Genomic DNA, 13,180 nt, shown 5'->3' with positions numbered 1-13,180 from the left:
GAGCCGAGTGGCACACCGACTCGGGTCTTACGCCGAGGGGACGCGATGCGAACCGGGGCGCGAATATGGCTCGAAGGTTTCGGTGAAGAACCGGTTAATTGCTGCTATTCCCTTTCACCTCGACGAAAAAGAATGTCGGAAACACGCTATTTGATGTAGACGTTCGTGCATTTCTCGGTATCATTGCGGCCAATGAATACTGCGCTTCACAAATCTGATGCTCTTGCCGATTTGCAATCGTTGATCCATGTGTACTCGAGCAAGCATCATTGTCTGGCGCTTGCGGTCGTGTTAGGAGAACACAACCAAATCAACTTGCAAAAACGATTTCATGAATGCCCGCAAGGTGTACGAACGTTGGTCAGTGTCGGTCCGTATTTGGTGGTGGGGGCGTTGTGAGTACACTTTCGGTGATCGTTCCGGCATATAACGAGGCCGACACGATCAGACGATGCCTGGACCATCTGATCACCCAGACCAGGCACGTCGACGAGATCATCGTCGTCGACAACTCGTCGACGGACGCGACCGCGGCCATCGTCGACGAGTTCGCGGAACACAACGACAACGTCCGGCGCATCGTCGAGCCTCGGCCCGGGGTCATCCCGGCGCGCAATTGTGGATTCGATTCCGCCACGTCGGACATCATCGCAAAAACCGATGCGGACTCGTTCGTGCGGGAGGACTGGGCCGAGCGGATCGTGACGTTCTTCGATTCCGAGGAAGGACAGGCTTACGACGGTCTGACGGGCGTGGTACTCACCTGGGACGGTCCGTCGCGCGCACTGCAGCATCGTCTCGTGACCCTGACGCTGGGCGCATTGGCCGACGGGGGAAAGATCGGGGGTCTCAGCGGCCCTAATTACGCGATCCGTCAGGTCGCATGGAAACAAGTGCGGGATTCGCTGAGGTCCGACCCGGACATCTGGGAGGAACTCGACCTGAGTCTGGCTTTGTCCGACTGGGGCCTGATGATGTATTTCGACCCGCGCGTCCAGGTAGACACCTCGTGCCGACAGTTACGTCACTCACCGTGGCAGAACCGCTCCTACATCGCCGGTGGTGTACGCACGGCCGCGCGGCGGGGCGACGATGCGGCGGTGAAGGTGCTCCGGGTCGATCGGCCGTTCCGATTCTTGGGATTCACCGTGATGTGGTTGTTGTTCCGGCCTTGGGATGACGAGAAGCACAACTGGCGCCCCCACCGACTGCTCATGCCGCTCGAACGGCGCCGCGCCCTCGTCACCTGTGAACGCCGCGCCGACGACCGGTGACCGCGGTGATGGCGTGCGGCGGGTCGCGAACGCCCGCGTAACCTTTCCGCGCGGCCCGACGACAAATTCGTGAATGACGGACCGGGTCAAATTCGTCCGAAACGGCGAATCGTGCGTAAGTTTGTTGTCGTGGATGCCTAGCTTCAGATGGTCGTGCCCCGCCCTGCGGACTCTCGGCTGACGAGCGGGCTGTCCGTGTTGTCCTGTCGTCGACGCGTAGAGGAAGACATGTCCGAGGCCAGTGGTCAGCGACCCTCAGTCGCGTCCTACGAGCCGCGTCATCAACGGCACGACCCGCCCCTTCCGCCACTGCCCGAGGACCCGTTCGTACTGCCGGACCCGGTAGCGGAGCAACTTCGGCGCTGGCGTGCCGAACGGGAGAGTCCCTCGACGCCGACCGCGGACGACGCGGATTCGGACGTCACCTCACCCAACGGCCATACCGCAGGCCCGGCCGCCCGGGCCCCCTATCGCGCCGCACCGCCCGAGGACGAGGCCCTCGTCGGCGAGCGCCCTGTTGATGGGGTGCGTGGCGGCGGCGATGAACGGGCCGACCAGCGAGACTTCGCATCCCCGGATCACAACGGCCACGTCGTCGAGACGGCACCGTTCGATACACCGGCGCGGATGGTTCCGCAGTGGCATCGACCTCCGGCCGATGGGTCCGGATCGCCGACAGTTGACGTGCCGTCGCCGGAGCCGCCCCCGCCGACCACCGCGGCCCCATCAGGGCTCGCGATCGAGGCCAGGAACCTGCACAAGAAATTCAAGGACATGGTCGCCGTCGAGGACGTGAGCTTCACCGTCCCGGCCGGCAGCATCGTCGCGTTGCTCGGGCCCAACGGCGCGGGTAAGACCACGACGGTCAACATGCTTTGCACCCTGTTGAAGCCCGACGGCGGCACCGCCACCGTTAACGGTCACGATGTCGCACACGACGCGGCATCGGTCCGGAAGTCCATCATGCTGACCGGGCAGTTCGCCGCCCTCGACGAGGCCCTGACCGGCCGCGAGAACCTGGTTCTGTTCGGTCGTCTCCTCGGCCTCGACAAGTCGGCTGCCCGCGCCCGCGCCGACGAACTGCTCGACGCCTTCTCGCTGACCGATGTCGGCGGCAAGCGGGTCCGCGAGTATTCCGGCGGTATGCGCCGACGAATCGACATCGCCTGTGGACTTGTCACCGCGCCGCGGATCGTCTTTCTCGACGAGCCCACGACCGGGCTCGATCCGCGCAGCCGCCTCGAGGTCTGGTCGCTCGTGGAGAAGCTCCGCGACTCCGGTGTCACCATCCTGCTGACCACCCAGTATCTCGAAGAGGCCGACGTCCTGTCCGACAACATCGTCGTCATCGACAAGGGGCGGGTCATCGCCGAAGGAACGTCCGACGAGCTGAAGGCGTCGACCGGTGCGGCCTACTGCGAGGTCACACCCGCCGACCCCGCCGACCGTGCCCGGCTCCGCGACACCCTCGCCGATCTCATCGCCGATCACGTCCAGGGCGATGACGACCACTTCGTCGCGGTGCCGGCGCCGGACGGCCCCGAGACCCTCGTCGAGGTCATCCGCCGGACGGCGGCGGCCGACATCCCGCTGTCCGACGTCGCGATGCGGCGGCCATCGCTCGACGAGGTCTTCCTGGCGCTGACCGATCCGCGCCGGGACCGGAGTTCGACCTGACATGACGACTTCTGACGTACTGCGATCGGGGGCGATGTCGTCGGGCTCGGTCACAACCGTGCTGACCGAGCCGCGCGTGCGGCCCGTCCAGCAGTGGTGGGCGCTGTCTGGTCGCGGGATCTCGAAGGTGTTCCGGGGCGGCGAGGTGATCTTCGCGTTCGTGTCCCCGGCCTTCCTCGCGATCTGCTTCTACCTACCGCTGCGCAGCATCGTCGAGGTCACGCCCGGGATCAACTACGGGCAGTTCCTGATGCCGATCATCGTGCTGCAGTCGGTGAACTTCGCTGCGTCCTCGGCGGCGATGCGTGCGGCCTTCGACGGCGTCCAGGGGATCAACACCCGGTTCCGGGTGATGCCGATGTCGCCGGTGATCCCGATGTTGGCGCGGACCGCGACCAACGGTGTCCTGCTGGTGATCTCGCTCGTCTGCGCGGCGGTGGCCTGCCTGATCATCGAGTGGCGTCCGGGCGGCGGTCTGTGGGGCACCGTCGGGCTGTTCGGTTTGGCGTTCCTGATCGGCGCCCTGTTCTCGTGGGCGGCCGACGGCCTGGGACTGGTGGCCGGAAGTCCGGAGGCCACCAGTCAGGCGCTGGCGCTGCCGACGCTGATCCTGGGCATGATGTCCACGGGGTTCGTGCCGCTGACCCAGTTCCCGGAGTGGATTCAGCCGTTCGTGCGCAACCAGCCGATCTCGCAGTTCGCGGATTCGATGCGCGCTCTCGACGCCGGGACCGCCACATGGCACCAACTGCAGCCGTCGCTGTGGTGGTGCGCCGGCCTGGCCGCGACCGCGCTGCTTCTGCTGGCGATCAGTACGCGGAGGGCGCGCTGATGAGCGCCGTCGACGTGAGCACGGCGACCGTCGGGGAACCGGGCGTCCAGCGACAATTCTTGACGACCGCAGCCACCGACGTGCCGCGGGAGTCGTCGTTCCGGGCGTGGTGGCACCAGAGTCTCCCGCTCGCCGGCCGACAGATCGTGGTGTTCGTCCGCGACGTCCCTACCCTGATGCAGGCGCTGCTCTTCCCAGCGCTGAGCATGATCATGTTCAAGGTCGTACTCGGCGACACCATCGGGTCGGCAACCGGCCAGAACAGCGCCTATGGCACGGTGCCGCTGGTGATCCTCGTCGGTGCGATGTTCGGTTCGATCGCCTCGGCGACTCGGCTGAACCGGGAACGGGCCACGGGTCTGCTGGCCAGGCTGTACGTCCTGCCGATCCATCGGGCGGCCGACCTCACCTCGCGGGTGATGTCCGAGCTGGTCCGCATCCTCGTGACGACGCTCATCCTGCTCGCCGCCGGCCACCTGATCGGTTTTCGGTTCACCCAGGGGTTCGGATCGGCGATCGGACTGGTACTGGTGGCTCTCGCGTACGGCGCCGCGTTCGCCACCCTCACCCTCGCACTCGCCGTCAGCGCCCGGCCGGGAGCGCCGATCGTGCCCTATCTCGGACTGGCATCGAGTCTGCTGATGTTCTTCAATTCCGGTTTCTCGCCGATAAGCGCTTATCCCACCTGGCTGCAGCCGATCGTCGCTAATCAACCGATGACCCCGGCCATCGAAGCCATGCGTGCGCTGGCCGCGGGCGGTCCTCTCGCCGAGAATCTGGTGAAAGTCGCGGTTTGGACCGTGGTGATTCTGGTCATTTCCATCTATCCAGCTCTTCGCGGTTATCGAAAGGCCGCAAGGGACCGATGACCGCGAACCGATCCAGTGGCGTCCGGGTAACGAATGACGCTCGGTATGGCTTCAGCCGCGCCGACGTGGACCGCCCCACCATCGGCCGCGCGCACATCCACGCTGGTCAGAGTCCTATGCGCCCAGCGCGACGCCCGTCGGGGGCGGTTGTCTCGCCGGGCCTGGACACGCCGCGGCAGGTAACAAGGAAGGTGGCGTCGGCGATGGCATTCTCAGAGGCTGGCCCCGCATCCCGGTTTCATGAGACCCCCTCGCGTGAAATAGGATGGAGATTCTGTGTCGGCGTCCGATGTGGAGGGTCTGAACGATTACCAACGGCAGTGTCGTGAGGTCTAATCGACTGCAGGACTAGCGAGGGAGAGTTCAGAGGACGTGGCAATCGCCGATTACCGTGCGGGTACGCCGGGTGACGTGGACGAGACCATTCAGGTCCTCCCGCTCACCGCGGCGCAGCGCGGCATGTGGTTCGCCGAGTCGCTGTCGTCCGAGTACTCGGTCAACATCGCTCAGTACGTGGACATCCGCCACGCGCCGGGTGGACTGGACATCGACCTCTTCGCCCGTTGTTGTGAAGAGGTCGGGAAACTCGTCGAGTCGCCCTTCGTCCGTCTGACCGAGATCGACGGCATCCCCATGCAGTACGTCGACGTCGACTTCGATCAGACCGTCGACATTCTCGACTTCCGTTCCGAGGCCGACCCGGTCGCCGCGGCGATGGCGTGGATGCAGGCCGAGTACCGACAGCCGGTGGATCTCCTCACCGACCAGTTCATCATCGTTTCGATCCTGCTGATCTCCGACGATCGCACGTTCTGGTACAACCGCGCCCACCACATCATCATCGACGGCTATGCCGCGCTGTCGATCATGCGGCGCACCGTCGACCGCTACAATGCTCTTCGCCGGGGAGACGAACCGCGCGACAAGTCGCCGGCCACCATGGCCGACATCGTCGCCTACGAGGAGGCGTACCAGGGCAGCACCCGGCGCGAAACCGACCGCGCGCACTGGCTCGAGCGCGTCGCGGACCTGCCGGAGCGGGTGACGCTGTCCAAGGTCGGCACCACCGGTTCGCTGTCGTTCGACAATGTCGTGGCCAGTGCAGCTCTCGACCCGGACCGGCAACGCCGGTACGAGGCCCTCGCCGGTGAGCTGAACAGTTCGCTGGCCGTCCTGATGACCTCGGCGTTCGGCGCGTTCCTGGCGCGCATGAGCAACCACGACGACATCGTCCTCAGCCTCCCGGTCACCGGCCGGGCCACCGCGAAGATCAAGATCTCCGGTGGCATGGTGTCCAACATCCTGCCGATCCGGTTGCGTGGGGTGGCCTCGAAGTCGGTGCGGGAGCTGATCCAGACCGCGCAGCTCGAACTGACCGGCGCACTGCGGCACCAGCGCTACCGCTCCGACGACATCCGCCGCGACGCCGGTCTCGATCAGAGTTCGGTCTCGTTCGGACCCACCATCAACATGGTGTTCTTCGACGAGCAGGTCGCCATCGACGGCACCGAGATGGAGTACCGGATCCTGACCTCGGGCATCCTCGAGGATCTGCTGATCAACCTGTACCAGTCGAGCCCCGGCGCACCGCTCGTCGTGGACCTGCACGGCAACCCGCATCTGTACGCACCGGCCGAACTCGACGCTCTGCACCAGCGATTCCTGACGTTCCTGGACCGGTTCCTGTCGGAGGAGGCACTCGACACCCCCGTCGCCGACGTCGGCCTGCTCGTGGACACCGATCGCCGTCTGCTCGAGGCTCTTCCACAGCCACGACCGCGGGCGACCACGCCGACCCTCGTCGAGATGTTCGACGAGATCGCGACCGCTCATCGTCACCGGGGCGCCGTCTCCGACGCCGGCGGCACGACCCTCAGTTACGCCGAACTCGCGAGCCGCTCGGACGCGATGGCGCGAGCGTTGCACGCTCGCGGTATCGGAGCAGGCGACCTGGTCGGCGTCGCGACGGCGCGCGACTCGAGTCTCGTCGTCGTGATGCTGGCCGTTCTGAAGGTGGGAGCGGGATACCTGCCACTCGACACCGGCAATCCGGAAGAGCGTCTGCGCTACATCGTCGACGACGCCGCGCCGGCGTGCCTGATCGTCTCCGACGGCGATCGGCCCGGGTGGGCGGGGGAGTGCGAGGTCGTCGAGGCCGGGGAACTGCTCGACGAGGCGGGGACTCCGGAAGTCGCCGCGGTCCCGGTACCGCGCGGCCCGCGGACCCCGGAGGCGACGGCCTACGTCATCTACACCTCCGGATCGACGGGGGCGCCCAAGGGTGTCGAGATCGTTCATCGGAACGTCGCCACGCTGCTCGACGCGGCGTCGGCCGACTTCGAGTTCACGCCCGAGGACGTGTGGTCGGTCTTCCACTCCTATGCCTTCGACTTCTCCGTGTGGGAGATCTTCGGCCCGCTGCTCACGGGCGGTCGTGCCGTGATCGTGGACCGAATGGTCGCCCGCGCGCCCGCCGAGTTCCTGCAGTTGCTCGCCGACGAGCAGATCACCGTGGCGTCCCTGACGCCTTCGGCGTTCAGCATCGTGGCCGACGTCCGGCGCCGGACGGGAACGTCGTTGGCGTTGCGCTACATCGTCTTCGGTGGCGAGGAGCTGCGCTTCGACGAGGTGCACAACTGGTACGAGGCGTTCGGTGACGAGATCGAACTCGTCAACATGTACGGCATCACCGAGACGACGGTCCACGTGACCTACCGTCCGCTCGATCCCGATCTGGTGCGCGATGAGAGTGCGAGCCTCATCGGCCGTCCGTTGAACTCGCTCGGCCTGCGGGTCCTCGACAACCGCCTGCGTCCGGTGCCCGAGGGTGCGGTCGGCGAGATCTACGTCGTCGGCGGACAACTCGCGCGCGGGTACCGCAACCGCCACGGCCTCACGGCGACCCGATTCGTCGCCGACCTGTACGGCACCGGCGAGCGGATGTACCGGTCCGGCGATCTCGGCCGGCGGATCGGTACCGATGTCCAGTATCTGGGGCGCGCCGACACCCAGGTGCAGTTGCGGGGATTCCGTGTGGAACTGGGCGAGGTCGAGACGGCGCTGCGTGCCGTCGACGGCGTCGCCGCGGCCGCTGCGGTCGTCACCGACGCGGCATCGGTCGGCGGGGCGAAACTGGTGGGCTACGCGGTCGCCGAAAACGGTTGCGAGCTCGACGAAGCCGAAATCCGCGAGCAGGTCCGCGCCCATGTGCCCGGATACATGGTGCCCGACACCGTCATGCTGATCGACGAGCTGCCCCTCACCGCGAACGGCAAGCTGAACCGGCAGGCGCTGCCCGCGCCGGTGTTCGCGCGTGACGAACGGGTCGCCTATGTCGCGCCGTCGACTCCGCGGGAACGCGAAGTGGTCGCCATCGTCGAAGAGTTGCTCGACATCGAGCCGATCGGGCTGCAGGACAACATCTTCGCCCTCGGCGCGGACTCGCTCACCGCTGCCCGGCTGGCGTCGCGCCTGCGTACCGTCGTCGGGCTCGACATCAAGCTGGCCAACGTCTTCGAGAGTCAGAGCCTCGGCGACATCATCCGGGTCGCGACACCGGTGACCGACGACGCCGCCGCGCGCCGGCCGGAGCTGGTGCCGCAGCCGCGCCCGGACCGGATTCCGTTGGCCTTCAGCCAACGTCGTCTCTGGTTCATCAACCGGCTGGACCCGACCTCGCCGGCCTACAACATCCCGGGGGCGGTGCGGCTCGGCGCCGACGTCGACGCCGCCGCGCTCGCCGCGGCGATCGATGATGTCATCGCACGACACGAGCCGTTGCGGACGACGTTCCCCGACGAGGACGGGGAGACCTACCAGTTCATCCATTCGGCGCAGGCGGCGGCCGCGGCCCGGTTGTTCGACGTGGTCGACGTGGCACCCGTGGACACCGAACGCAGGCTCGCCGACTTCGCGGTGACCGGTTTCGACCTGAACTACGAATATCCGGTCCGCGCACGACTTTTCCGCTCCGTGGCGCCCGACGGAACGCTCGATCACGTTCTGATCGTCGTCATGCACCACATCGTTGGCGACGGTGCTTCGCTGGGACCCTTGATCACCGACGTCCTGACGGCCTACGCCGCGCGGCTCGCCCACGAGCAGCCCGCATGGCGCCCGCTGCCGGTGCAGTACGCCGACTACGCGCTGTGGCAGCGCGACGTCCTGGGGGAGGCCGCCGACGACACCTCGCTCATGTCGGCGCAACTCGACTTCTGGCGCGCCGAACTGGCGGGGATGCCCGAGCTCATCTCGCTGCCCATCGACCGGGCGCGGCCCATCCGGCCCTCCGGCGCAGGCGGATACGTCGACACCCTCCTCGACGCCGACACCGTCGCCCGGCTGCACGCGGTGGCCGCACAGCACGGAGTGACCGTCTTCGCGATCTTCCACGCCGCGCTCGCAGTCGTGTTGTCGCGCCTGTCCGGCAGCGACGACGTCGCCATCGGGACCGCGATCGCCGGGCGGGAAGAGCCGGAACTCGCCGACCTGATCGGCATGTTCGTCAACACCCTCGTGCTCCGCACCCGGGTGCATCCCGACACCGACCTCAACAGTCTGCTGCGCGAGGCCAATCACACTCGCGCGCAGGCCCTCAGCAACGCCGATGTGCCGTTCGAGCAGGTCGTGGACGCGGTGGGTGCGCGCCGTTCCACCGCGCATTCGCCGCTCTTCCAGGTCGAGCTGGTGATGCAGCGCGATCAGGTCGAGCGGCTCTTCGAGGACGAGGCCGGCATCAGCCTCATCGACGCCCGGGCACCGTTCGCCAAGTACGACCTCTCACTCAGTGTCGTCGAGTACGCCGATACCGGCGACCACGCCGGTCAGATCTCGGTGGCGTTCGGGTATGCGCGTGACCTGTTCGACGAGAGCACGATCGAACGGTTCGCCGGCTACCTCCACGATGTGTTGGGGACGATCGCCGGCTCGCTCGGGCGTGACGATGCCGGACCAGCGCTGCGCGTCGATGATCTCTTCGCGTTCCCCGACGCCGAGGTGCACACGGTCCGGGGCTGGTCCCGCGGCGCCGCACGGGAACTCTCCGCGCCTGATCTGTCGGCTGCGCTGCTGACCGGATATCGCCGGGATCCTGCCGCGGTGGCGTTGGTCTTCGCCGGCCGCGAGGTCACCTACGGCGAATTCGCTTCCCGTGCAACGGCGCTCGCACGACAGCTGATCGACGACGGTGTCGGTCCGGATGTCGCGGTGGCCGTGTGCATTCCGCGCTCGGTGGAACTACTCGTCGCGGTGCACGCCATCGTGCTGGCAGGTGGTCAGTACGTGCCGCTCGACACCGAGGCGCCGGTCGACCGCGCCGACTACATGCTCGAGACCGCCGGTACCCGGCGCGTACTCGTCGGACCGGGGCCCCGCCCCGCCGTTGTCGACGACCTCGCCGACCGCGTCACGGTCACCGTGGTCGACGCCGCGGCCGAGGTCGACTCGGACGCGGCGCCGCTCGCCTCGACCGAGCGTCGCGGGCCGCTCGGTCCGGAGAACGCCGCGTACACGATCTTCACGTCCGGGTCGACCGGACGCCCCAAGGGTGTCGTCGTGTCCCATCGCGCGATCGTCAACCGCCTCGACTGGATGCAGGAGCACTACACGCTCACCCAGCGCGACGTGGTTCTGCAGAAGACGCCGGTGACCTTCGATGTGTCGGTGTGGGAATTGTTCTGGCCCTTCATCTCCGGATCTCGGCTGGTGGTCGCCGAGCCCGGCGGGCACGGGGATCCGTCGTACCTCGTGGACATCATCCAGGACGCGGACGTGACCACACTGCATTTCGTGCCGTCCATGCTGTCGACCTTCCTCGACGTCGTCGGTGCGGACCGGCTGGCCGAACTGAGCTCGTTGCGTCAGGTGTTCACCTCGGGGGAGGCATTGACCACCTCGACCGCGAGTGGCCTGCGCACCGCGCTGCCCGCCGTCGGGTTGCACAATCTGTACGGGCCCACCGAGGCCGCGGTCGACGTCACCGAGCACAACGTCCGCGGTTCGGAGACGGTCGTGCCGATCGGGCGACCCGTGCCCAACACGACGGTCCACGTCCTCGACCACCGGTTGCGTCCGCTCCCGGTCGGAGTGCCCGGTGAGATCTATCTCGGCGGCGTCCAACTGGCGCGTGGATACGTCTCGCAGGGCCGGCTCACCGCCGAACGCTTCGTGGCCGACCCGTATGGGCCGTCCGGGTCGCGGCTCTACCGCACCGGGGATCTCGGCAAGTGGAGCCCCGCCGGAGAGATCGAGTACTTGGGCCGCAACGACTTCCAGGTCAAGCTTCGGGGTCAGCGCCTCGAGCTCGGCGAGATCGAGTCGGCGCTGATGTCGGTGCCGGGCATCGTCCACACGGCGGTGACGGTCGCCGACCTCGCCGCCGGACAGAGCCTGGTGGCCTACTACTCGCCCGACTCCGTCCGCCCGGCCGAGGCCCAGTCGCATCTGACCGGGACGGTGCCGGAGTTCATGGTGCCGACGATCTGGATACCGCTGTCGGACATGCCGCTCAACTCGGCGGGCAAGGTCGATCGAAAAGCGTTGCCCGCGCCGGTGATCGAGACCGCCGAATTCGTGCCCGCGAGCACCGCGACCGAGCGGGTCATCGCCCGGGTGTTCGCCGATGTCCTGGGCGTGGACCGGATCAGCGTGGCCGAGTCGTTCTTCGACCTCGGCGGGAACTCGTTGAGCGCGACCAAGGTCGCGGCCCGGTTGTCGGCCGACCTCGAGGTCGACATCCCCGTCGCCGCGGTGTTCGACGCGCCGTCGGTGCGCGCGATGGCGACATTCGCCAGCGACCACGGAACTCCCTCGCGCCGGCCACGTCTGGTGGCTCGCACGCACGGGGACCGCGCGCCGTTGTCCGCCGTACAACGCGGCATGTGGTTGATCAACCGGGCCGATCCGGCGTCGCCGGCCTACAACGTCGCGATGGCGCTGCGACTGTCGGGACAGTTGGACACCGGCGCCATCGGCGGCGCCATCGAGGACCTCATCGACCGCCACGAGTCGATGCGGACGCGCTATCCGCTGGTCGACGGCGAGCCGATCCAACTCGTGCTCGACCGGGACGCGGCACTCGAATTGCTGGAGCGCAGCGTCGTCGACGTCGACGACGATCCCGTGTCGGCCATCGCGGAGTTCACCGGCCGTGGCTTCGACGTCACGATCGCCCCGCCGCTGCGGATGATGTTGCTGCGGCTCACCGAGTCCGAGCACATCCTGGTCTTCGTCGTCCACCACATCACCGCGGACGGCGCCTCGATGCTGCCACTGGCCACCGATGTCATGACCGCCTATTCGGCGAGGGTGGCCGGCCGCCGGCCGGAGTGGCAGCCGCTCGCGGTCCAGTACCTGGACTACACGCTGTGGCAGCAGGAGGCACTCGCCGTCCCCGGGCCCGACGGGACGACCGAGGCGGACCGGCAGCTCATTTATTGGGCCGACCGGCTCCACAACGCGCCGGCCCGGCTGGAGTTGCCGACCGACCGTCCCCGCCCGCGGACGCCGTCCTTCGTCGGCGAGGAGGTGCGCTTCGACATCGACGGCGGCCTGGTGCACAAGCTCGAGGCGGTCGCGCGCCAGCACAACGCGACACTGTTCATGGTGATGCAGACCGCACTGGTGGTGCTCCTGAGCCGGCTGACCACCCAGCGCGACATCGTGATCGGCACCCCGTTCGCCGGGCGGGGTCAGCCCGAACTGGACGGCATGGTCGGCATGTTCGTCAACACCCTGGCCCTGCGCTCGCGGCTCCAGGACGAGGAGAAGTTCGCCGAGCTCCTGCAGCGGGTCCGCGACGAGGACCTGGCGGACATGGCGAACGCCGAGATCCCGTTCGATACGATCGTTTCATCTGTTCTCTCCTCGCCGCCCACCAGTTACAACCCGATCTATCAGGTGATGTTCGCCTACCAGAACTTCACCATCCCCTCGCTCGACATGGACTCGATGACGATCGCACCGGTATCCGAGCAGTTGACCCCAGCCAAGGTGGATCTCCAGCTCACGTTGTTCCCGAACGACTTCGGTGCACCGGCAGCAAAGGACGCTGATTCAATGACGGGCCAGTTGATCTATGCCACCGACATCTTCACCAAGAACACGGTCGAGAGCTATGCGCAGCGGTACCTGCGAGTACTCGAGGAGGTGTCGGAGAACCCGCAGGTGCTGGTGGGCGACATCGACATCGTCACCGCGGCCGAACAGGCGGCGGCCGGTGACATCGCCGACGCCGAACGCGCCGTCTCGCTCCCCGATCTGGTCGCCCGTGCCACGGCCGCACAGCCGGATGCGGTGGCGGCCGCACATCAGGATTCGCAGGTAACGTTCATGGTGCTGTCGTCGATCAGTGATGCGATGGCTGCCGCACTCCCTGACCCGGACTCTGCCCTCACCACCGCGCTGATGAGCTTGTTGCCCGGCCTCGCGGTGTCGGGGCCCGACGCACTCGGTGACGTGCTGGGAGAGCTCCGCACCAACGCACTCCGGGTTCTGGATGGCGCGCCGTGACCGGAGGCGGGTCCCGCGGG

General features: G+C 67.2%; 5 protein-coding genes. All 5 read left to right on the top strand.

What is annotated here, in order from left to right; translation table 11 throughout:
• Nucleotides 1-395 precede the first annotated feature (395 nt).
• The 5 genes from AS181_RS14770 to AS181_RS14750 all read left to right on the top strand — a co-directional run bounded on the left by AS181_RS14770 (nt 396) and on the right by AS181_RS14750 (nt 13,160).
• Nucleotides 396-1,274: a glycosyltransferase family 2 protein gene (locus AS181_RS14770; RefSeq protein WP_058252333.1), complete on the top strand. Its 879-nt coding sequence runs from the start codon at nt 396-398 to the stop codon at nt 1,272-1,274.
• Nucleotides 1,275-1,502: 228 nt separating this feature from the next.
• Nucleotides 1,503-2,951 carry an ATP-binding cassette domain-containing protein gene (locus tag AS181_RS25160; protein ID WP_175404338.1) on the top strand — a complete coding sequence of 483 codons (1,449 nt, stop codon included), beginning with the start codon at nt 1,503-1,505 and terminating at the stop codon, nt 2,949-2,951.
• Between the two features lies 1 nt (nt 2,952).
• Nucleotides 2,953-3,783, top strand: coding sequence for an ABC transporter permease (locus AS181_RS14760; RefSeq protein ID WP_058252332.1), 831 nt, complete (start codon nt 2,953-2,955; stop codon nt 3,781-3,783).
• Nucleotides 3,783-4,652, top strand: a complete 870-nt coding sequence (locus AS181_RS14755; RefSeq protein WP_058252331.1) for an ABC transporter permease — start codon at nt 3,783-3,785, stop codon at nt 4,650-4,652. The genes AS181_RS14760 and AS181_RS14755 overlap by 1 nt, the downstream gene beginning before the upstream one ends.
• Nucleotides 4,653-5,024: 372 nt before the next feature.
• Nucleotides 5,025-13,160, top strand: a complete 8,136-nt coding sequence (locus tag AS181_RS14750; protein WP_058252330.1) for an amino acid adenylation domain-containing protein — start codon at nt 5,025-5,027, stop codon at nt 13,158-13,160.
• The last annotated feature ends 20 nt before the right edge of the window (nt 13,161-13,180 follow it).

Origin of the sequence: Gordonia sp. SGD-V-85, assembly GCF_001456905.1 — a bacterium.
Lineage (GTDB): Bacteria > Actinomycetota > Actinomycetes > Mycobacteriales > Mycobacteriaceae > Gordonia > Gordonia hongkongensis.
This window is presented reverse-complemented; position numbering and strand designations above follow the sequence as displayed.

What these genes read in the sequence shown, in the direction of transcription:
- AS181_RS25160 (WP_175404338.1), top strand. Translation starts at nt 1,503, where the DNA reads ATGTCCGAGGCCAGTGGTCAGCGACCCTCAGTCGCGTCCTACGAGCCG.
- AS181_RS14760 (WP_058252332.1), top strand. Translation starts at nt 2,953, where the DNA reads ATGACGACTTCTGACGTACTGCGATCGGGGGCGATGTCGTCGGGCTCG.
- AS181_RS14755 (WP_058252331.1), top strand. Translation starts at nt 3,783, where the DNA reads ATGAGCGCCGTCGACGTGAGCACGGCGACCGTCGGGGAACCGGGCGTC.